The organism is Paenibacillus alba (assembly GCF_013204855.1).
GTDB lineage: Bacteria > Bacillota > Bacilli > Paenibacillales > NBRC-103111 > Paenibacillus_E > Paenibacillus_E alba.
The window spans coordinates 1-21,229 of sequence record NZ_JABMKZ010000002.1; the positions used below are offsets into that span (position 1 = coordinate 1).

At 45.8% G+C, this 21,229-nt stretch carries 24 protein-coding genes and 1 riboswitch; of the genes, 6 read left to right on the forward strand and 18 right to left on the reverse strand.

Features of this window, described 5'->3' with window-relative positions; all coding sequences use genetic code 11:
* Nucleotides 1-70: 70 nt before the first annotated feature.
* From HQN90_RS00010 to hrpB, 5 genes are all read right to left on the reverse strand, one after another.
* The gene (locus HQN90_RS00010; RefSeq protein WP_171649550.1) at nucleotides 71-394 is read right to left on the reverse strand and encodes a helix-turn-helix domain-containing protein; all 324 of its coding nucleotides are present in this window, start codon (nucleotides 392-394) and stop codon (nucleotides 71-73) included.
* A 394-nt stretch (nucleotides 395-788) separates the two neighbouring features.
* On the reverse strand, nucleotides 789-1,901 hold the full coding sequence (locus HQN90_RS00015) for a GntR family transcriptional regulator (protein ID WP_173215288.1): 1,113 nt from the start codon (nucleotides 1,899-1,901) through the stop codon (nucleotides 789-791).
* 428 nt (nucleotides 1,902-2,329) lie between these two features.
* Complete coding sequence (locus HQN90_RS00020) at nucleotides 2,330-2,593, reverse strand: hypothetical protein (RefSeq protein ID WP_326071502.1); 264 nt, start codon at nucleotides 2,591-2,593, stop codon at nucleotides 2,330-2,332.
* Entirely contained in the window at nucleotides 2,586-3,305 is a 720-nt protein-coding gene (locus HQN90_RS00025) for a hypothetical protein (protein WP_173215291.1), read from the reverse strand. The genes HQN90_RS00020 and HQN90_RS00025 overlap by 8 nt, the downstream gene beginning before the upstream one ends.
* Before the next feature lie 33 nt (nucleotides 3,306-3,338).
* Nucleotides 3,339-5,825, reverse strand: a complete 2,487-nt coding sequence (hrpB, locus tag HQN90_RS00030; protein WP_173215293.1) for an ATP-dependent helicase HrpB — start codon at nucleotides 5,823-5,825, stop codon at nucleotides 3,339-3,341.
* A gap of 144 nt (nucleotides 5,826-5,969) precedes the next feature.
* Here hrpB and HQN90_RS00035 point away from each other — a divergent pair, with 144 nt between their 5' ends.
* Nucleotides 5,970-6,224, forward strand: a complete 255-nt coding sequence (locus HQN90_RS00035) for a YpbS family protein (RefSeq protein ID WP_173215295.1) — start codon at nucleotides 5,970-5,972, stop codon at nucleotides 6,222-6,224.
* A 232-nt stretch (nucleotides 6,225-6,456) separates the two neighbouring features.
* Here the strand turns inward: HQN90_RS00035 and HQN90_RS00040 are convergent, their stop codons facing one another.
* Nucleotides 6,457-7,095: an NUDIX hydrolase gene (locus HQN90_RS00040; protein WP_173215297.1), complete on the reverse strand. Its 639-nt coding sequence runs from the start codon at nucleotides 7,093-7,095 to the stop codon at nucleotides 6,457-6,459.
* 29 nt (nucleotides 7,096-7,124) lie between these two features.
* Nucleotides 7,125-7,424: a Dabb family protein gene (locus HQN90_RS00045; RefSeq protein WP_173215299.1), complete on the reverse strand. Its 300-nt coding sequence runs from the start codon at nucleotides 7,422-7,424 to the stop codon at nucleotides 7,125-7,127.
* 133 nt (nucleotides 7,425-7,557) lie between these two features.
* Between HQN90_RS00045 and HQN90_RS00050 the strand changes: the two genes are divergently transcribed.
* The 3 genes from HQN90_RS00050 to HQN90_RS00060 all read left to right on the forward strand — a co-directional run bounded on the left by HQN90_RS00050 (nucleotide 7,558) and on the right by HQN90_RS00060 (nucleotide 10,348).
* Nucleotides 7,558-7,734 (forward strand): hypothetical protein, encoded by a 177-nt coding sequence (locus HQN90_RS00050; RefSeq protein WP_167388022.1) that lies wholly within the window; start codon nucleotides 7,558-7,560, stop codon nucleotides 7,732-7,734.
* 148 nt (nucleotides 7,735-7,882) lie between these two features.
* Nucleotides 7,883-8,878 carry a YpdA family putative bacillithiol disulfide reductase gene (locus HQN90_RS00055; RefSeq protein ID WP_173215301.1) on the forward strand — a complete coding sequence of 332 codons (996 nt, stop codon included), beginning with the start codon at nucleotides 7,883-7,885 and terminating at the stop codon, nucleotides 8,876-8,878.
* Between the two features lie 1,167 nt (nucleotides 8,879-10,045).
* Complete coding sequence (locus HQN90_RS00060; RefSeq protein ID WP_246361958.1) at nucleotides 10,046-10,348, forward strand: hypothetical protein; 303 nt, start codon at nucleotides 10,046-10,048, stop codon at nucleotides 10,346-10,348.
* A gap of 77 nt (nucleotides 10,349-10,425) precedes the next feature.
* Here the strand turns inward: HQN90_RS00060 and HQN90_RS00065 are convergent, their stop codons facing one another.
* From HQN90_RS00065 to HQN90_RS00090, 6 genes are all read right to left on the reverse strand, one after another.
* Nucleotides 10,426-10,986, reverse strand: a complete 561-nt coding sequence (locus HQN90_RS00065) for a DNA-3-methyladenine glycosylase I (RefSeq protein ID WP_173215303.1) — start codon at nucleotides 10,984-10,986, stop codon at nucleotides 10,426-10,428.
* Between the two features lie 93 nt (nucleotides 10,987-11,079).
* A complete protein-coding gene (locus tag HQN90_RS00070) occupies nucleotides 11,080-11,880 on the reverse strand; it encodes a TatD family hydrolase (RefSeq protein WP_173215305.1) in 801 nt (266 codons plus the stop codon).
* Entirely contained in the window at nucleotides 11,873-12,640 is a 768-nt protein-coding gene (locus HQN90_RS00075) for an ABC transporter ATP-binding protein (protein ID WP_173215307.1), read from the reverse strand. Before HQN90_RS00075 ends, HQN90_RS00070 begins: the two co-directional genes overlap by 8 nt.
* An 18-nt stretch (nucleotides 12,641-12,658) precedes the next feature.
* Complete coding sequence (locus HQN90_RS00080; protein WP_173215309.1) at nucleotides 12,659-13,426, reverse strand: ABC transporter permease; 768 nt, start codon at nucleotides 13,424-13,426, stop codon at nucleotides 12,659-12,661.
* The gene (locus HQN90_RS00085; protein WP_079412831.1) at nucleotides 13,426-13,716 is read right to left on the reverse strand and encodes a thiamine-binding protein; all 291 of its coding nucleotides are present in this window, start codon (nucleotides 13,714-13,716) and stop codon (nucleotides 13,426-13,428) included. Before HQN90_RS00085 ends, HQN90_RS00080 begins: the two co-directional genes overlap by 1 nt.
* Nucleotides 13,717-13,756: 40 nt before the next feature.
* Entirely contained in the window at nucleotides 13,757-14,779 is a 1,023-nt protein-coding gene (locus HQN90_RS00090) for an ABC transporter substrate-binding protein (RefSeq protein ID WP_246361960.1), read from the reverse strand.
* Between the two features lie 228 nt (nucleotides 14,780-15,007).
* A riboswitch (TPP riboswitch) is annotated at nucleotides 15,008-15,116 on the reverse strand.
* Between the two features lie 190 nt (nucleotides 15,117-15,306).
* On the opposite strand from HQN90_RS00090, the gene HQN90_RS00095 reads away from it, so the two are divergent.
* Nucleotides 15,307-15,405, forward strand: a complete 99-nt coding sequence (locus HQN90_RS00095; protein WP_173215313.1) for a YjcZ family sporulation protein — start codon at nucleotides 15,307-15,309, stop codon at nucleotides 15,403-15,405.
* A 63-nt stretch (nucleotides 15,406-15,468) separates the two neighbouring features.
* Here HQN90_RS00095 and HQN90_RS00100 read toward each other — a convergent pair whose 3' ends face one another.
* The 5 genes from HQN90_RS00100 to HQN90_RS00120 form a co-directional block, all read right to left on the reverse strand.
* The gene (locus HQN90_RS00100) at nucleotides 15,469-15,876 is read right to left on the reverse strand and encodes a VOC family protein (protein WP_173215316.1); all 408 of its coding nucleotides are present in this window, start codon (nucleotides 15,874-15,876) and stop codon (nucleotides 15,469-15,471) included.
* A 23-nt stretch (nucleotides 15,877-15,899) separates the two neighbouring features.
* Nucleotides 15,900-16,751: a patatin-like phospholipase family protein gene (locus HQN90_RS00105; protein ID WP_173215318.1), complete on the reverse strand. Its 852-nt coding sequence runs from the start codon at nucleotides 16,749-16,751 to the stop codon at nucleotides 15,900-15,902.
* Between the two features lie 306 nt (nucleotides 16,752-17,057).
* Nucleotides 17,058-18,623 (reverse strand): DUF3369 domain-containing protein, encoded by a 1,566-nt coding sequence (locus HQN90_RS38425; RefSeq protein ID WP_173215320.1) that lies wholly within the window; start codon nucleotides 18,621-18,623, stop codon nucleotides 17,058-17,060.
* Complete coding sequence (locus HQN90_RS00115; protein WP_173215322.1) at nucleotides 18,620-20,155, reverse strand: HAMP domain-containing sensor histidine kinase; 1,536 nt, start codon at nucleotides 20,153-20,155, stop codon at nucleotides 18,620-18,622. Before HQN90_RS00115 ends, HQN90_RS38425 begins: the two co-directional genes overlap by 4 nt.
* A gap of 13 nt (nucleotides 20,156-20,168) precedes the next feature.
* Nucleotides 20,169-20,549 carry a hypothetical protein gene (locus tag HQN90_RS00120; RefSeq protein ID WP_173215324.1) on the reverse strand — a complete coding sequence of 127 codons (381 nt, stop codon included), beginning with the start codon at nucleotides 20,547-20,549 and terminating at the stop codon, nucleotides 20,169-20,171.
* Between the two features lie 314 nt (nucleotides 20,550-20,863).
* Between HQN90_RS00120 and HQN90_RS00125 the strand changes: the two genes are divergently transcribed.
* On the forward strand, nucleotides 20,864-21,181 hold the full coding sequence (locus HQN90_RS00125) for a hypothetical protein (RefSeq protein WP_173215326.1): 318 nt from the start codon (nucleotides 20,864-20,866) through the stop codon (nucleotides 21,179-21,181).
* Nucleotides 21,182-21,229 lie beyond the last annotated feature (48 nt).

Consider the following 21,229-nt stretch of genomic DNA (forward strand, 5'->3'; position numbering starts at 1 on the left):
GTAGATTCAAGAACGCCGATTAGTCGTAGCACAGGTGCCGTTGCATAGCCCCGCTTAATCGTTTCATCGGCTATTTCAAGTTTGTCTTGTAAGCGGGGTTGCTCTTTTTTAGAAGTTCACGCAGCAGCTCAATTTCAAGGTCCTTTTCTCCAAGCAGCTTAATGGCTGTGTCCATCTTGGTTTCCAACTCCTGAAGGCGTTTAGAATCTTCTATACGCTCACTCACAGAAGGAAGGGATTCCTCACCAAATCTTTCTTTGTAGAACTTAACCCAGTTCGTGATCGTGCTAGGAGACACTGAATATTTACGTGCAAGGTAAGATAACTTCGTTCCACTGAGTGCCTCTTGAGCTACCTTGATCCGTTGCTCATCATAAAGGATATTGCTTTTCATATATCTCATTCCCCCTCACCAATATTGTACCTTATTGCATATTGATGACTCCAATCTAATTAGGGGGCTTCAGAGTTTTTAGATTATTCATTGGAGTTTATCCAGTGAAATCGTCCTTCCAGCTCTTCAAACTAACTTGCATTGGAATTAATCCAATGAAACCAACTTTTCACTTCATGCCTTCCCAGAAAAGGAGGGGCTCCTGTTTTCTATTCATTTGCACACATGTAGAAAGGGGAAAAACCCTAAAAGAAAAACCGTCAGGGAAAACATCCTGACGGTCCTTTTGCGTGTAACTCTCCATACTTTTGTCCATAGGGAGAGATGGATGTGGGTTTCCAGCCGCTAAGCGCCTTTCCGCCCCTCACACCTATCACTCTTTTGTTTTTTTTCGCTAACCAATCTGAGATGGCATTACACGTATCGTTGACTCCCGAATGATCAACTCCGGCGTATATACTTTCCCAGCTTCACTGCCATTTCTCCGTTTATTCTCTATCATATCAATTAAAAGCTCCGCTGCGTCAGTTCCTAATTGAGTTTTGGGATGCGTAAGCGTCGTCAGCTTCACTTCGGTTGCCAATGCTAATGAAGAGTCATCAAAACCAACTAACGAGATATCTTGGGGCACCTGCAAGCCTGTAGTACGTACAGCCTCCAACAAATGAATCGCTAGTTCATCGTTGTAACAGACGAAGGCTGTTGGCCGTTCAGCCTGCTGAGTGATGAGATCAATGGCACTCTCGTAAGGCTTCTGCCCTTTTTCATCTGTCGTGTAATGAATAACAAGTTCAGGAAGCAAAGGAATCTGATATTGCTGATGCGCGCGTAGGAAGCCTTTTAACCGGTTAACACCTTGCAAATCATCCGTCTTGAAAAAACCGGCAATCCGGCGGTGTCCTAATTCAATGAGATGCTGCGCCGCCTTAAATCCACCCTCTTCATCATCTACAATCAAAGAAGGACAATTCATCTCCGGATATCGCTCATTGATCATTAAATATGGAATATGCTGATAATCCAAAGATAAATAAAAGCTTAAATTCGGATTCCCTTCTGCACTTCTTGTCGGCTCAATAATAAGGCCGCTCAGCGGCTGGCTCATCATCATCTGCAAACTTTCTTTTTCTTTTTCCTTATCATTATCCGTCGAAGACAACAGCAGTCGATAGCCGCGGGCACGTAAAGCCGACTCTGCGCCTCTCACAATATGCGGGAAAATATAGTCTGATATATAGGTCGTCAGGATGCCGATTGTCTGCACATCCCGACTTTTCTGGGTGTGGGGCGTAGACACATAAGTCCCCTTGCCTTGCATGCGATACAGCCAGCCTTCCTGCTCCAATTCCCCGAATGTCTGACGGACGGTTTGGCGACTCATCTGAAACTGCTCGGCAATTTCATTTTCTGAGGGCATTTGGTCATTCGCTTTCAGCTTTCCTGCGTGAAGCCATGATAAAATTTCTTGTTTCAGCTGCATATATTTCGGTAGTTGCTTCTCTTTCATCTTTCACCTCGTGCGTTTGATTCTGAACGTATTATATCATTCACTCAACTTGTATGTACATATGGCGAGCGATTCGCTGCTTGGCAGAGCCGTATAATGCTGAATGGAATAAGCTATTTTCAATAGGTTCACGCTGATGAAAAAACCTTCAGCTCCACTACAGTGGGGTTGAAGGTCCTTTTCTGACTGCAAAAAAAGCTTGATAATCCGTCTTTGATCCTGCAATCGGAAGGACGGTAAATTGTTCAATCTCGAAAACTTCACCAGGCTTCAGCACGGCCTCGATGTTTGATAGAACTTGCACTAGGCTGTCTTTGGGTACATGAAGATGAGCATTCATCGTCCAAACAGCGTCAAATGGCGCAGGCTCCTATTCCTTCATTTGACTCGCATCCATCAGAGCAAGCTCCTCTCTCCAACCATCCAACCTACTTCGTTAATGCGCTCTGCGCCGCTTCAACTAGCTTATCGAAGTATTCGTCTTCTTCCAGCAGCTCTTCAACCGCTTCGATATCCTCTTCCTTGCCGGATTCGTTCAGGAAGTTCAATGCATAGCTCCAGTCATCCTTACCGCGTTTGCTATGTAGCGTAATCTCATAGGGATGTTCGTGACCTTCTACTTTAAATTCCACTTTGCCGATGTAACCTTCTTCTTTGCTGTGTTCCATATGCGCTTGTAGTACTTCAATCATGTTCATCATCCTTTTCTGTTCGATTTAACCATTGCCAAATGGTTTGTACGGTCGTCTGCAGATTCGTGGCATCCTGCCATATGTATGGATTATGATCTCTAAAATAATCTGCATGTCCACCTATTAAATACAAGGTACGACGATGAATCGGGGCATGCTTCAGGCCATTCCAGCGAAATGTCCCCATCCGGGACTTCGCCCAGCCTCCCCAAGTACCTAGTCGCGGAATAGGATCCGTGGATTGATCTAATTGATTAGCAGCCTTCAAATAAAGTACTTTGTGCTTGATTGATGAAGGAATCGCACATTTTGGGGACCCAATTTGGATCACGCCAAGAAGTGGTATCTCTTGCTTCTCCATTATTTCGGCTGCTTGCACAGAGGCTACCGCACCAGCACTATGGCCGATTAGAAGGAGCTTTTGTCCTCGAATAAAATCCTGGGTGATTAACTCGGTTAGGCTCTTCCCCCCGTAATAAGACGGCTTCTGGTGAGCGTTGTTCCAAAGATCGCTGACGATCTCCTTCAGCTGCTTCCGGCGTTCCCGGGTCCAATCCCCATAGGGATAATGAATCACGACTCGGGCACGGATGCCCTCACTCGCGTAACGTTCAGCCATCGCCGCACCAAACGCATCCAGAAAATAAGGAGCCGTAGCAAAACCAGCAGATATATAGATGACGATTTCCTCCTGATCGGAGTGCCTTGCCATGAGTAATTCAGTTCCCTTCTCGTACAAAATAGGCTAGGAACGCGGTTTAGCGCGGTTCGTGGGCATGGCTGCCATCGGATCGTCTGGCCAGTAATGTTTGGGATAACGGCCTTTGAGGTCTTTTTTGACCTCGAAATACGCGTCTCGCCAGAAGCTCGCCAAATCCTTGGTTACCTGCACAGGACGTTGTGCGGGCGATAATAAATGTACGGTTACAGCAACTCTGCCCTTGGCAATCCGCGGCGTGTCTGCAAGCCCAAACATTTCTTGCAAACGAACTGCGATAGAAGGCGCCTCGCTCATGCTGTAATCAACGGGAATACGCGATCCGCTAGGGACCTGAATGTGTGTTGGTGCCCACTCTTCCAACCATCGACGCTGCTCCCATGTTAGCATTTCTTCTAATATACTTGTCAAGTTCAGACGGCTCAGGGCGCCTTTACTTTTGAGTCCATACAGGTGGGGACCCAGCCATTCTGCCGCGCTAGCCAGCAAAGTCTCTTCCCGCATATCTGGCCACTGGGCATCAAATCGATGCAAAAAGTTCACTCGTTCTTGCAGTTGACGCGCACTCCGCGTCCATGGGAGCAGCTCTAGGGAGTCTGCTTGAATGCCAGAAATCCATGCTTGTACAACCAATTCAGGGTTAGGATCCTGCAATTGGCTTTCTTTCATGATGATAGCTCCCAATCGCAAGCGTTGCTTTGCTCTTACCGTCCCCATTGCCTGATCCCAGAGCACCTCTTGTTCTTTCTGCAAGCGATCCGCAAATAGGTCAAGCAGCTCGTCTTCCTCAATCGGAGCCGCCAAATAAATCCGGCTCTCGGCGCCGTTGTCGTCCAGCTCCGCGGCAACGAGGTACCGCTCAGCCGATATTGGCTGAAGGTCGGGCAGTGCAGCGCCACGCCCGCTGCTGAGCAAGAACTTGCCTGTCGATCGCCGCTGTGCGACGCGATCGGGATAGGCGAAGGCGAGCAGCATCCCGCTCGCCGAGGCCCGCTGAGCGCTCGGGCTGATGCCGAGCGTCTGCATGAGCACTTTGGCTTCCGCCGCGATGCGCCGGCATAAGCCAAAGTCAACGTCTGCGCGCTGCTCGCCCTGCGTAGCGCGCCAGAGCACTTCGATGCGGGTGCGTACATCCGCATCTCGCTCTGCCGCAGCGCGCATGAAATCGCGCTCGCCGAGCATGACCGCAAGCTCGCACGCCAGCGTGCCGAGCTCAAGCGGGATGGCTTGCAGCACCATGTGCGCAAGCCGGGGGTGGAGGCCTAACGACGCTAGGCGCTTGCCGTGCGGCGTTAGGCCTCCGTTCTCGTGCAGCGCGCCAAGCTGCACGAGCAGATCCCGCGCCTGCTGGTAAGCAGCAGCAGGCGGCGGGTCCAGCCAGACCAGCGCAGCGGGGTCTGGCACGCCCCAGGCGGCCAGCTCCAGCGCAAGCGGCGCCAGATCCGCTTCGCGGATCTCTGGCGTGCTGCTTGGCGGGAGCTGCCGCTGCTCTGTCTCGGTCCATAGGCGGTAGCACACGCCTGGCCCGAGACGACCTGCCCGGCCTCTGCGTTGATCGGCAGAGGCCACCGAAACCGGCACCGTCGTCAGACGGGTCATGCCGGTGCGCGGTGAAAAGCGCGGAACGCGCATCAGCCCGCTGTCAATAACGACCGTAATCCCTTCGACAGTCAAGCTCGTCTCGGCAATAGAGGTCGATAGCACAACCTTACGGCGGCCGTCATCGCTTGCCGACAGCGCTCGATCCTGCGCTTCTTGCGAGAGATTACCGTATAACGGGGCTACTTCGATCTCTTTGCCCCATTTTAAAGCGGCAAGTTGGCTTGCTACACGATGAATTTCAGCTGCTCCAGGAAGGAAGACAAGAATGTTCCCTTCGTTTTCTTGCAAAGCCTGCTGAATGCTTTTTACGACGGCCGCTTCCAGCCGACCAATCCATTTGCTCGTCAAATAATGGGTACTTACAGGAAAAGTTCGACCTTCGCTTTGAATAATGGGAGCATGATCCAGCATAGCCGCTACAGGCTCAGCCTCGATCGTCGCCGACATAATCAGAATGCGCAAATCCTCGCGCAGAAGAGATTGTGTCTGCCTGCTCAATGCCAGCCCGATATCACCATGTAAATTCCGTTCATGAAATTCATCAAAAATAACGATGCCTACCCCTTCCAGAGCAGGATCGCTTTGAAGCATCCGTGTCAGGACACCTTCCGTTATCACTTCAATACGGGTATTAGGTCCAACACGCGTATCATTTTTCACCCGATACCCAACGGTGTTCCCCACCTCTTCTCCGAGAAGCTTGGACATGTATCTGGCTGCAGCACGAGCCGCCAATCTTCTCGGCTCCAGCATGAGGATTTTCTGATCCTGCAGCCAAGCTGCCTTAAGAATCGCAAGCGGAACTTGCGTTGTTTTCCCTGCACCTGGCTGAGCCACGAGTACCGCACATGGCTGCAAGCTTAAAACATCTAGTAATTGCGGAAGTACAGACTCAATAGGCAGCCTATTCATTTATTTCACTCCGAGCTATATAAGTCTTCTTTTTATATCGATTTAGCTTGTTTATTCCTAGGTTTTCATCACATCACAACTGTTCCTCAAGCTCTCAATCGTGTATACTGAATGAGAATCTGGTCACTAAAGGAGATCTTTAAGATGAACGTACATGAAGCGATATCTAAACATTCGAATGCGCAACATCTGCATCTCGTGCGCTTTTCTGAGCTGGATGCACAGCGCGAGCAGGCCATTGATGAGGCAGTTGATCTGTGCAAACGCGGACTTCCGTTTACCGTTGATGCCATCAACGCCATAACAGCTCGCATCATCGCCCATGCTAAAGAAGGTATTTCTCCGCTCCGGTCTTATGTAACTAAAGATATGGTGCATGATTACGTAAACAAAGGGTAAGGAGATACGACGCAAATGGGTGTTCTAACTTTTATTTCAATGTTAATTATGGGATCGGCTTTCAGTGCTGGATTCCTGCTTCTTTTTAAGCGCAAAACAGCACTGGGTATTGTCTGCATCGCACTTTCGGTTGCGTGCTACATCGGTTATAGCTACATAGCGACTAAGTATTTTGTTTAATCCGTTCCCGGACACAAGAAGAACCGAGCAGACTCCCTGCCTCGGTTCTTTTTCATGCCATAAGCCTATATTCCCTCAGCTTACCAAAGAGAAATTCAAAGTAAGCCGCAGGATGCGGAACCATATCATTCAAGCCTATCTGCATGTTTTTCTCGATATGTTGACCATCTGCATCCAAAACATAACCTCTAGCCGTTAACTGATTCGTTTCATGCCGGATCAAGTTCACTAAATCGGCTGCACTTACAGCAAATATACCGCTAACCTCATCCGCCTGCAACGTATAAGCACTAAGTACTTGATCACAGCGATACAAAAACATATGACAGAACTCACGATCAATCAACTTCTCCGAAATCAAATCCTCTTCCGCAAACATGCCACAAGGCAATAACTGATTAAACGCCACCTTCAGGCCAAGCTCTTCCTCCAGCTCTCGCGCGCCTTCTTCCGTCGTTTCACCTGCAGCAAGATGGCCTGCGCACGAAATATCCAACAGGTTAGGGAACAGATCCTTTTCCGGATGTCTTAACTGCAGCAGCAGTTCAGGCTCGCCTCTTTCATAGGTAACTATCCAACATTGAAAAGTTTGGTGCCAAAGCCCTTTGGCATGGACTTCCGAGCGTGGCGCTACACCCAACCAATTCATTTTTTCATCATAAATATCAAATATCTCTTCCGTTTTCGTCAAAATACGTTCAACACTCCCCTCGAACCCTGTTATGCCATAACGGTAAAATCAATTTCTTGAAACCGGCTAACTTCCTTCAACCAACGTTCTGCGACATAGCGAGTATGTACCGGATGGCTATTATAAGCATCATACGCAGCTTGATCCGCAAACACCATTGAGAATCCATAGTCATAATCGTTCTTCACGCTTACTTGCCGCAAAACCTGAAACTGCTCAACACCGGGAATGCCTGCCAATTCTTCTGCACTGCTGCTTAGGAAATTTCGCGCCTCATCTGTATCTTTACCTGCATGTAAATTAAAAATAACCATATGCTGAATACTCATAATCTCTACTCCTTTTTGGACGATCTGCCTCTATTACAGTATAGCGGATTTTGTCTTTAATTGGAGCATAAAATCACTAATATGTGTAAACGTTAAGGCTGAACCTTAAACTGTTTGTGAAAGGATGACTTCGATGGAAAACAACAAGCATGCCGGCAATTACACAGGAACCACCAATACGAACGCCAAAAATCAAGATTTAGCCTTCGTGAACGACACTTTGGAGAATGCGCCTAGTCTAACAACCATCAATCTCGCCAAAGACGATATTAGTGAAGCGAACGAAGAGAACCAACTGAACCAAAAGTAACGGTGTCTGTTTCCTGAGAGCAGAAAGTTTCTCCAACGTCTGAACGTCTGGAGAGGTTTTCTGCTCCTCTTTTTGCCCACTGAACTTGGCATCCTCCCCTCCTTGCGCTACTATGGAAAGATAATTCCGTTTTCAAGGAGGCTATTACGTGGAACAAGTCATTATCATTGGAGCTGGACCTTGCGGGTTGTCCGCCGCTGTTGCTTTGCAGCGAGAAGGTCTATCACCATTAGTTATAGAAAAAAGCAGTATCGTCAATGCCATTTATTTATATCCTACTTATTTGCAATTCTTCAGCACCCCTGAGCTGCTTGAAATTGGCGGCTATCCATTTACAACCCCTCATGATAAACCGTATCGTCAAGAAGCATTGGTGTATTACCGAGAGGTCGCACGCAGAGAACAACTGCGCATCCAGTCTTATGAAGAAGTTGTTTCCATTGAAAAATTGGAAGCAGGGTTTCAAGTGCAGACTACGAATCCATTTGGCCAAAAAAAATCGTACACCGCCCAGCATGTCATCGTAGCTACCGGTTACTTCGATCATCCTAATTTACTCGGCATCCCCGGTGAAGATTCACCGAAAACGACTCATTACTATAAGGAAGCACACCCGTATACGGGAACTAAAGTAGCTATAATCGGGGGCAACAACTCCGCAGTCGATGCCGCAATGGATTTGATGCGAGTAGGCGCAGAGGTAACCGTCATTTATCGAGGCCCCCATTTCTCGGCCAACATCAAACCGTGGGTTCGCCCCATTTTTGAAAGCATGGTCAACAAAGGGCGTATTCACATGTGGTTTAATTCCCAAGTTGAGCGTATTGAAGAGCATACGGTTCTTGTACGCAAAGAATCCGAACATGTCACCTTGGACAACGACTTCGTTCTGGCACTCACTGGCTTCAGACCAGATCGTCATCTTTTGACTTCCATCGGGGTGACGTTCCATGAAGAAACCAACGCTCCGCTTGTTGATCCCGAAACCATGGAAACCAACATTCCCGGTTTATATGTTGCGGGTGTCGTCGCTTCGTCCAAATATGACGCCAATGAAATCTTCATTGAATCGGGCCGCTTGCACGGACTCGCGATAACGAAACACATATGCTCAGCATTAAGCAGCCGTCCGACAAGAAGCTAAACCGAGGGGTTTAGCTTCTTGAATTTGACTTATTCTTGAGCTGAGTCTCTTGTGCCTAGCCCCACCTGACCCAAGCTGCAGTTGGCGCGGAATGCCCCGCCGCAGGGCATCGGCTTTGTATATACCACATATTTCACTCGTCCACTGATTGTATTGTGCTAGCTCGAGGGGGGGCGGAAAGAAGCGACTGTGTCCTTGGCTGGCTACGTCTTACGCCAAATCACATTTAGATATTTGAGCTAGTTGGATTAAAAGCTGCGCTGCTTCTATTCTCCAATTAGCTCGAAAGACACCATATCACCTAAATTCCTAAACTATGCATCTTTCGGGCCCGAAAGACACCAAATTACCTAAATTACTACGACCTTGCATCTTTTGGGGCTAGAAAGACACCATGTCACCTAATTTCCTACGACCATGCATCTTACGGGGCCCGAAAGACACCTATCACCTAAATTCCTTCGACCATGCATCTTTTGAGCTCCAAAGACTCTAAACCATATAAATTCCTGCGATTATGCATCTTTTTGAGTTCGAAAGACCCTATATCACCTAAATTCCTGCAATTATGCATCTTTTCGTGACCCTTTCTGGATTTTCGGATCAAAGAGCTTAAAAAGCCTGCATAATTGCAGGAATATTCCATTTTCCACACGATTCCACAGAAAATACCTGCACTTTTGCAGGCTTTTATTCAGAAAGCCGAGAGACTTACTATCAGGTATCCTTATTCGTGAAACCATAAACTTTCATATTCTGTTAACCGTGGCCCTCACCCACAGGCTCTCATTATCAGCTAACCAAAGTCCATTCCCATAAACTTTCATATTCTGTTAACCGAGAGCCCTCACCCGCAAGCTCTCATTCTCAGCTAAACAAAGCCCATTCCCATACACTTTCACATTCCGCTAACCGTAGCCCTCACCCGCAAGCTCTCATTCTCAGCTAACCCAATGCCTCGCTCAAAGCCCGCCCGGAATCCCACTAAAAGGGATTTAAGCTCTAAACCTATTCCTCCTCACCTAATCTGCAAAAGAACCTAAAAAAAAGCTTCGGTTTATATGAAAATATTTCCCATTTTTCAAAGATTCCTCTTCCAATACGAACGTTTGTTTGATATAATAAAAACAAGAACAAATGTTCCAATAAGATGAGGAGGTTGTTAACATGATGAACACAAGTCACAATTTTCGCTTTATCGAGAGAGATTATTGGTACCACAAGGCATTGTGTGACACTGACCATCTTCTTCCCGGACAGATTGACGACATGTTGGATGAAGCACATTCCCATTACGCCGATTATACGTTCAAGTTTTATGATGACGGTTCGGTGATAATCATAGACAATGACACAAACAACCGCATTAAGCCACGAGAATTAATCGGTGCTGTTTATGATTTCTATATTCGCAAGCGGATTTACTTAATTAAAACGAACCTTATGGAGAAACAGCTTCAATACGCATAATTGCTGCAATAATAATGAATGCAAAAAAGGGCTACCCGATAGGGACAATTCCCCACCTCAGATAGCCCTTTATTTTCCTACTCGCTGCTGTATCGAAAACAAGTTTGAATATGATCATTCACCATTCCAACAGCTTGCATATAAGCATAGCAAATTGTCGACCCAACGAACTTAAAACCACGCTTCTTTAAATCTTTGCTCATCGCATCTGAAACCGCAGATGTCGCAGGTACTTGACCCATACTTTCCCAATGATTGTTTAATGGCTTGCCGCCGACAAATCCCCATATGTATTGCTCAAACGACCCGAATTCTTTCTGCACTGCCAAGAAGGCATGCGCATTCTGAACCACAGCCGCAATTTTCAAGCGATTGCGTACAATCTCTGAATTCTGAAGAAGCTCATTCAGCTTCTCATCCTGATAATTCACAATGATATGCGGGTCAAACTCGTCGAAAGCTGCTCGATAGCCCTCACGCTTCTTCAGAATGGTATACCAGCTCAGTCCTGCTTGCGCACCTTCCAAATTAAGCATTTCGAACAACTTTCGATCATCATGGACAGGTACGCCCCACTCATGATCATGATAATCTAGATATAATGGATCATCATTGACCCAACTGCATCGGACAGTCATTTCTACACTCACCTCACCAAAAATAGAACATGCGTTCTGTGTTATTATAAGTCTATTACGAACACATGTCCAGTTCGATTGAGTAGTTAGTATTTAGTAGAGTGTGGAGAGACCATAGAATCGCTTGGTATTCTCCAATATAATGCTTCCTGCCTCCTCAGCAGTCAAGCCATGCAGAAGCGCAATCTGTTCAATAACGGCATGAATCATCCGGGGATGCGTTACTTGTCCCTGGAAGGGACCCTCGAACGGCCAAGGTCCGTCGGTTTCGACCATTAACTGCTTAATCGGATAACTCCGAACTAATGTTCTTATTTCTTCTTCATAAAGCACATCCGGTGTAATCGAGATCATATAGCCGGCATGCATCATACGTTCAACTACATGAGGTGCCCCTTTAAACCAATGAAAATGTGCTTTGGTGATGCCATGCTTCTCAAGAAGATCACAAACGATCTCCGCATCCTCATAGACAGCATGCAGAACAACCGGTTTTGCCAACTCTGCAGCAAGCTTCAGCAAGATATCAAGGAGCGCGACATAGGGAGCCAAATCAAAAGCCAGCCCCTGCTCCTCCGCTTCCAGTCTACTATAATAAGGAAGACCAATCTCACCTACAGCTACCATCTCATTTGCTTCTTCACGTATCCATGATATCAACTCATTCAGCTGAGCTTCATGGGGGAGCTCTTGCTCAGGATGGAACCCATAAGCAGTAAATATTTGATGGGGTGCGTCTTTTTTCAACTGCTTCGTAGCTTTACAAGAGGCCAGATGTCTGGACACGGCAATGACACATTCAACTTTCATTTCCGTTAAGTCGGAGACGATCTCCTGCACTTCCGTTTCCGGATACATATCGAGATGAATATGCGCATCAATGGCTTTATTCATGGGACAACTCCTGACGCAATCTACTTTGAATATGCTGCCGCAGCTCATGGAACTCAGCTTTGAGCATGACATCTTCCCGCCGAGGTCTTGGGAAAGGCACAACGAGCTCCTCTAATATGCTTGCAGGCTTATTTGACAGAACGTAGATCCGATCTGACAAGAACAGCGCTTCCTCAATACTATGCGTTACGAACAGAATGGAGCGTTTGTTTTGTTCCCATATATTCAGCAGCCATGCCTGCATTTCTTGCCGGGTTAGCGCATCCAGCGAGCCGAAGGGCTCGTCTAAGCACATGACCTCTTGTGGGCCAAGCAGGGCTCTCAGAAAAGATACACGTTGCTGCATGCCGCCGGATAAGACATGAGGGTACTCATGCTCATAACCTCCTAGTCCGACTTTAGGCAACCATTCTCTTGCTTTTTCCAATGCAGCATCACGACTTTCTCCTGCTACTTCCTGTGCAAGTGCTACGTTAGACTCAATATTCCGCCATGGAAACAAAGCCGGCTGTTGAGGCATATAACTGATTAAGCCTTTCCTTCCGGTGACATTGCGGCCATCCAGCCATACTTCTCCCGAGGAAGGAGTAATGAGACCGCCAATAATATGAAAAAGCGTACTCTTCCCGCTGCCGGAAGGACCAATAACGGAAACGAATTCTCCCTCTTTCACATGGAGCGAGATATCGGACAGCACAGAAGTTCGCTGCTTTTTGCCAGTGAAGGTTTGATGTATGCCTTTAAGCTCAAGTTTGTTCATACCACACCTCCCTTAACTCTAAGATGATCGTTTCGCGTTCCAGCGAATAATCAATTTCTCAAGTCCGGCTATAAGCCAGAAGAATAGCAAACTAAGAACTACGATGATGAAAATAGCAACAAACTCACGGTCCGCACGAAAGGCAGATTTCTGCAAAATCATATAATAACCTAGCCCTACACCGCCTCCGAGCCATTCAGCAATAACAGCTCCCATTACACTATAGGTAGCAGATATTTTGAGTCCGGTAAATAGAGCAGGCAATGCATGCGGCAGCTCTAATTTATAAAAGATTTGCCGTTTGCTGGCACCAATCATCTGCATGTAGTTGTACATACTGCGATCTGTTTGCATAAAGCCATCCAACGTTGACATCGTCACTGGAAAGAAACAGACCAGTGAAATTAATATAACTTTAGGTAAGAGACCGAACCCAAATAAGATAATCAGAAGCGGCCCTAGGGCAATCGTAGGGACGTTCTGCGAGAGAATCAGAAGCGGATAGAAGCCTGCCTTTAGGACAGGCACTCGGTGCAAACAGCTAGCAACAATAGCACCAATCGTCACTCCGACGAAGAAACCGATTAGCATTAAACGGAAAGTTGCAAAGGTGTGCATCCAGACACGCGGCATATCGGTCGTGCCATCTTGCCATATTTTAAGTGGGCTTGGCAGCAGCCAGCTGGCTGTGCCTCCCCAAGTTACTACAAGCTGCCATATAAGCAGCAGAAGGATGACCACGACTAGAGGTGGCCATCCTGCTCTGAACCAGCGCTGCTGTTTCATTATCTGTACTTCTCCGTCAGTTTGTCCATCGAGGCGCCAGACGGATTAAAATATATCTTTACTTGTGAGATGACATTCGGACTGCCCATCTCAATCATGGCATCGTTCATATCCTGGATGATGGCTAGAAGCTGATCAAGCTCCCCTTCCATCGTTGTTTCCAACGGGGACACGAAATATTTAACACCAGATTTGGCAATGACCTCGATCGCACGATCTACATAAGGAATTACGTCTTCGTTGTTTTTCGTTTTAGGAATAATTTGAATACTGACAAGTGCATTAGCCACGTTTATTTCTCCTTTCAAAACTTCAACTGAATTTAGAAATTTATTTCGAGCTCACCGGCAAAAAATTATTCGTGAATGCAGCATCAACATCAAGGTTTTTCTCCAGAAGCTTATGCTCCAGCATCCAATTCGCATAGTTTTCCCAAACTGTCCGTTTTTGCTCGCCCCATCGAGGAGCATCGTCTTGATAACGAGTGCTGAGCCATTTTTGACTGGCAACGACAAGCTTTTTATCCAGATCCGGAACTGCTTTAATTAAAATGTTAGCGGCGTCCTCTGGTTTGTTGATAGCGAATTGATATCCTTTGGCCGCAGCGGCCACGAAAGCCTTTACGAGCTCGGGCTTTTCTTTGATCATTTTCTCATTCGTTGCCAATACCGGTGTGTAGTAATCTAGTTTATCGGAATACTTGTTCAAGTAAATCATGTTCAGCGGCTCACCGCGCAGCTCAGCATCCACGCCAGTCCATGCATAGTAAATCCATGCAAAATCAATATCCCGCTTCACTGCTGTGAAATAATCAGCTTCTCCAATATTGACGATCTTCACTTTGTTAGGATCTGCTTTATCGGTTTGCATGAGGGAATCGATCATGGCACTTTCCGAAGGCGCTCCCCAACCCCCGTAAGTTTTGTTTTCGAAATCTTTGGGGGACTTGATGTTCTTCGCTACCGGCGAAGCAAATCCGGATGTGTTGTGCTGGATGACAGCGGCAATAGAAACCAACGGCACCCCTTGGATACGCCCTTGCGTGATGCTCTCCTGGTAACTCACGCCGAACTCTGCCGCACCTGAAGCGATCATGGCATCAGCACCGCCCTCACCAGGTGCAATAATTTGTACATTCAATCCCTCTTGTTCAAAGAAACCTTGATCCTTAGCCACATACAAACCGGTATGATTCGTATTCGGTGTCCAATCCAGAACTACCTTAACATTGGTCAACGTTTTAGCCGGCTTCGTCGATGCGCTTGCGCTTGGCTCGTCTGCTTGCTTGCCGCATCCTGCTAAAGCTACCGTTAAGCTTACCAACATGAGTGGTGCAACTTTCTTCCAGTTCATTCCTTGTTTCCCCTCTCGTCTCTCCATCCAACCATAAGAAAAAGCCCCCGTTATCCAGGAGCGCCAAAAGTAGAAAATGATAACCCCTATCGAATCAAACCCGAAAGGACGTGCATTTGTGTGAATTCTCTACGCTGGCATTACTTCATGATTTAAAAGAAAAGATATAAAAAGCCGCAGAAGACAAATGTCTCTCGCGGCTTATACGTTGACCAATAATACACTAAATTGTAGTGTATAATCATTCTCTGCGCTAGCATTAACTAGATCAGATCGGACGGTCAGCGGCATATCCCGCACTCTCAGCCTGACTGCTCAAGCTCCCGGATGGTATTTATTCAATTCACATACGAGAAATATACCCCTACTGATCAAATTAAGCAAGTTATCCTTGAAAAATAAGTTCAACTTGTAAACCTAATCTAGCAACTTCCGTAAAATTGTCGGCTTGCCCAATCATAAGGACAAACTTTTGCATAAACTATCTTTGTAATAACATTTTAGTTTCTGAAGGAGAGTGCTTAATTATGGGCTACGAAGTCGAAGGCTACAGAGGTAACAATTCCGCAGCTATATTGGTTCTTTTCATTCTTTTGGTCATTATCACATCCGCATTCGTATGGTAATAAGCTAGCAAATGTATTGAAAAATGCAGCATTTGGCTAACGCCAAGTGCTGCATTTTTTTGTTTAACCACCTAGATTCAACTGCCAAGTGACACCAAACTTATCCCCGACCCATCCAAACCGCTCACTGAATGGATAGCTTCCCAACGGCATATAAACTTTCCCGTCTTGAGCCAGCTTTTCAAAAACACGATCAACTTCTTCTTCTGTTTCACAGGTAACATAGAAGGAAATCGAAGGCGTGAAGGTGAATTCATGCTTCACACTGCTATCTATACACATAAAGGTTTGTCCATGAATAGAAAATGTCGCCTTCAGCACGCTGCCTTCCGCCCCAGCTTCATTAGGACCATATCGTTGAATGGTTAGGATTTCAGACTGATCAAATAAAGAAGTATATAGGTTCATTGCTTCCTCTGCCTGCCCTTCAAACATGAGAAATGTTGTGACCTTTTGCTCAGGTGATCCCACTTCAACAACTCCTTTCATACGGTTTATGATAATAACCAACTTTTCAGCTGAGATCCCATTCGCTTGGCGTCCGCATAGCCTAGCTCATGCAAATCTTCCAGCTTCTTTGGATTTTTCTCCATACGGCCCACGACCACTTTGGAAGATGGGCGAATAATTATCGCACTTCCCTCTTTTTCCATTTCTGCGATGGTCTCTAGTGTTCCATTATAGATTTCACTTCGATTCACAAGTACATTCACCAAGCCGTCATATTTCGGATAAAAACTTTTGGCAAGCCAACCTTGTTTGAATGGACTTTTTCGATACCCTTGTTCTTTGGTAAGAACAATAATATGCTTCCGATTCCCATCTGCAACCGACTTCTGAACCGGAATCGGATCAACCAATCCGCCATCAAATAAGGTGCGGCCTTCATAATGAATCGGCTTCGCTACGAATGGCAATGAACTAGAAGCCTGAACAATGGGCATCGTTTGCTTCATTAGCTGATGTTTGGTGTAGTAAATCGGTTCCCCTGTATGGGCATCGGTCGTACCGATAGCGAATTGTTGCGGCGAATTATAGAAGGCATCATAATCAAAAGGAACTAATACATTCGGCAATTCATTGAAAATGAAATCCATCCCGAATATACTTTTGTGACGCCATAGATTACGGTAACTTAAATATCGATGATCTCCAATATAGTCAATGGTCACTTTCTTATTCCGGCCAGGTTGTTTGGAAATGTACGAAACGGCGTTGCACGCCCCCGCTGACACCCCTACGATATAGGGAAAATACCAATCCTGCTCCATAAAATATTCCAAGACTCCTGCGGTGTATACCCCTCGCATACCTCCGCCTTCCAGTACGAGTCCAACGCCTTGCATGGTGACACCTTCTTTCTATCTGTCTAAAGCCCCTTTCTAGCATACAGGAAATGTAAATTAAAAGAAACGTTCCTCTATCTTCGAAAAAGAGACAAAGACGCCGATTTCGACCTATTTTCTTCGACGGATTCCGTTATTATCGTAGATTAACCGTAATTTTGCCGGATTTACGAAGGATTAAGCAAAAGGTTAATATTGCTAAAGCAGAACTAATAAAACCCTTATCCGAGGATAAGGGCTCTGAGTTACTTATTATTATTGCGCTTGTGATGTTCCTGCATAACGCGATGTTAACCATTAATGTCATTAACGTTGTTCCTTGTACAGCTCTTTAATGACTAAAAACTCGTCTAAGTGGGAAAGAAAAATATCGACGATATCCGGATCGAAATGCTTCCCTCGTTCCGTCTTCAGTAAATCCAGAACACGATCCAACTCCCATGCTTTTTTATATACCCGATCGCTGCACAGTGCATCAAAGACATCGGCCAAAGCCGTTATACGACCATATAGGTGTATATCTTCTCCCTTCAGGCCCAAGGGGTAACCCGTACCATCATAGCGTTCATGATGTTGTCCTGCGATAATTGCCGCAGCATTCAACACTTGCTTGTTCGAATGCTTCAGCATTTCGTAGCCAAGATTCGAATGCGTCTTCATGATATCGAATTCTTCTGTCGTCAATGGACCTGGCTTATTCAGAATCGCATCTGGAATCCCAACTTTGCCGACATCATGCATCGGTGAGGCTAGACGAATGACTTCTGCTTCCTGCTCCGGCAGCCCATATTTGAGCGCAAGCAGCCGCGAGTATTCTGCGACCCTTTTCACATGATGCCCGGTTTCCTTGGATCTAGTTTCCGTGATTTCGCCCATCGTATAGATGATTTCTTGCTGCGTACTCTCAAGCTCCTCATTCAAATAAAGGTTCTCGAAAGCCACGGAAACATTCGCGCAATAGATATCAACCAAATAACGATCCCATTCGCTTAACGCCTTGAAGCCATTCATATAGATGACGTTCTCCATCCCCATCTTACTTTGGAAATAGATCACAAAACGATCAGAAGCAAAGCTGCTTTTCTTGGTTTGAAAAGCCTGCTCGATCTCTTCCAGCATTTCGCGTGGGACAACATCGCGTGCACGCTCGTCTTGGTTCGAGGCATAATCGCCGCTTGCTGCCAAAATATAAATGTCCTCGACACCCTTTGTGACGGCGAAGCTGCAGTGGATCGCATTTTTGTGCAAATTCACAATCGATGTCATTTGTGTCAAGACGCCAGAGGCAAATTTCTTCATGGATTGCAATTCAAACAACGTCGAGGCTGATTTGATAATTTCTTCCAGCCCTGCTCTGCTTTTCTCTATCGTCTTCAAATCCCGATAAGAACGCAGCGCCGTAACCACAGTTGTAAAAAGCTTCTGTGTAGTAAGCTCCGTTTTTTCTTTGTAATCATTAATATCATAATCCATAATGACCGTGCGTTCAGGTGCTTGTCCAGGCTGGCCCGTTCGTAAAATAATCCGGATTGCCGTATTTTTCAATTCCTCGCGAATGTACTTAACAATTTGAAGACCTGCATCCTCATACTCCATCACAACATCCAATAAGATAAGTGCTGCATTCGGCTGCAGTTTCAACAGCTGTCTGGCTTCCAAGGCAGAAAATGCACTGTGAAACTCAAGCTTTTTGCCATCAAACGCGAAGTCATCAAGCACCATTTTCGTCACTTGATGAATTTGCTTCTCGTCATCCACAATTAACACAACCCAAGGTTCCTGCTCGATTGAGGTGTCAACTGTAGCATCTGCAACTTCTTCCTCCGCAAAAAGAAGCTCGTCTTGGTCTATGGACCCAAATGAACTCGTCATAGCTCGGCTTCCTCCTCTTTCGGTATCGTAATGATAAACAAGCTTCCTTGTCCTACTGTGCTGCAGCAATGAATGGTTCCGTTCATGGATTGGGTAACGAGGTTATAAACGATGTTCATCCCTAGCCCTGTACCGCCTTTTCCACGGCTGGTTGTGAAGAATGGATCAAAAATGTGATCCAACACTTCCTGCGGCATGCCTCTGCCATCATCCGAATAAACAATAGTAATCGTTTCGTGGTCATCTGTAACACGAATACTTAAACTTCCTTCTTCCTCGATGTCGTACGCATGATTTAATGAATTCATAACCAAATTCGTAATCAACTGAGATAAAGCACCCGGGTATGTATAAAGATTCAGCCCAGCATCACAATAAACATCCACGCGAAGCTTTGTTTTCTTCAGTGTGGGCTTTAAGCTGGCGATGATTCCCTCTAAATATTCTTTCAGATGAAACGTTCGCTTCACTTCAACACTCTGATCGACGGAAATTTGCTTGAAACTGCGCACCAAAGAGGATGCTCGTTCCAAATTGGACTGCACCATCGTATTCGTTTCTCCGACAATAGACAGAAAATGTTCCAAATCCGACTTTTTCATTTTACCAGCTTCATACAAGCTTTTGAAATCCTTCGTCTTCTGGTCCAAATAGGACACTGCAGTAACACCGATTCCGATCGGTGTATTAATTTCGTGCGACACCCCAGCTACAAGATTTCCTAAGGCTCCCATTTTCTCTGATTGGACAAGCTGCTCTTGGGTTTTCTGCAAAGTGTTCAAGGCATGCTGGAGCTCTTGGTAGCGTTCATCCAAATTTTTCACCATATCATCAAAGGCTTCCGAAACTTCAGCAATTTCGGGGGAAGCTTTGAACTGTAAATTAGGCAGATCTCCACCTTGCTTCACTCTTACCGCGGCTTCCCGCAATCGACTCAATGGACGAATAACGATTAACCGCAAAATAAGCCACAGCAGGGCTGATAAACCAACAGCAATAGAAATCCCAACTATGAAAATTAGCTTTGTCCGATCTTTGAGCAGCTGGGCTTCTTCCGATGAATCGAAAATTACTTCCACCGCCCCGACGACCATGCCGTCCTCTTGAAGCGGCGCGGTGAGCCGCACAATCGGTTTATCACTTAATTCCATTGGCACGCGGTCAACGATCGTTTGATCTTGCTTGGGAATGACTATATTGTCAGGATACATATGCTTGCCTACTTCTTTCCGATTGGAAGCTGCAAGAATTTGACCTTCTTTGTTATATAACTTCATTTCAAGTACACGTGTATTCTTATACTGAATATAGTCAAAAATTTGCTGTACATCGGTAACAGACCGCGATTCCTCATAGCGCCCATTGATAGCCATGGTCATCCCGCTGATTTGACTCACGTAAGCTTGACGGATCGATTGGTTCAGGCTCATTGTATCGAAAACCATCATGGTAGAAATCATACTAACCGTTACTACAGTGACCAAGAGCACAATTCGCTTCTGCAAGCTCATCCTTTTTTGTTCAAATGGCATGTGTATTTTGCTCCTACTTCACTTCGAACGTGACAGTCTTGCTGACGTCATAAGGGGTATGATCATTATTATGTAAGGAAACCTTAACTTCGTGTTGGCCTTTACTCAAGTGCTCATAGACTTTGACGGGTTGTGTCAAGATTTCTTTTTCGCCTTTATCGAACGAAAGATGGACATGTCCTTCTCCCTCTTTGCGTACCTGATCATAGTGTTCTTTGGAGAGCTTCAAATCTGTTATCAGTGTAAGCGTAGCACTGTCCCCTTTGACCTCTGCGCTCACCTCAAGCGTAGGTTTATAAGAGCTCGCTGAGACCTCGGTTTTTTTCGATGAACCGCACCCGGAAATCACTAGCGCCACGGCGGAAATTATTATCAAACCTTTGCCGATATTCATATTTCATCCCCTATATCTGACACTAATTGTCTAATCATGTCAAAAAAAAGCTATCTTCTTTAGCTTATGAATATTCGTGTGTTTTGTCCACTTTTATTTTGGATTGCTACTTAATCTCATTAATTATTTATGTATTCTAAATTTTCTGAATTTTATTGTCGAAATACCGATGGAACGCTCACATTTTGCGCTTACCCAGGAAATAATTTCATTTCCCAATGAGAATGATTTCCCCGGCTTTGGAGCAATGTAGTAAAGCGACTGTTCTATTTTAGAAAAACGATAACTATGATTCCTTAGGAGGCCATTTCCCCATGACACAAAGCAATCAGCATCAACAGCCCCTGCAGCACGCCATTGATACAGCAGATTCTGCCATTCTTCAAGCTCAGGATGCTGAACATAAACTGCAAGTTGCCATTTCTCAGGCCAATCCTCAATCCATCCAGTCTGCGCAAGCGGCGCTCACGCAAGCCAAGCAGCAAGTTCAGGAAGCTCATGAACAGCTTCAAACTTTCAACAATGAACAGTTCGGACAACAAATCAAGCAGACGATGGAACAGCTTTCCCAAGCTTCACAAGATCTCGACATTAATCAGGACAAGTTCCGCACGCCAAAACAGATTCGTTAAGCGATTCGGATAGAAAAAAGTGATCGAAATTCGATCGCTTTTTCTTTT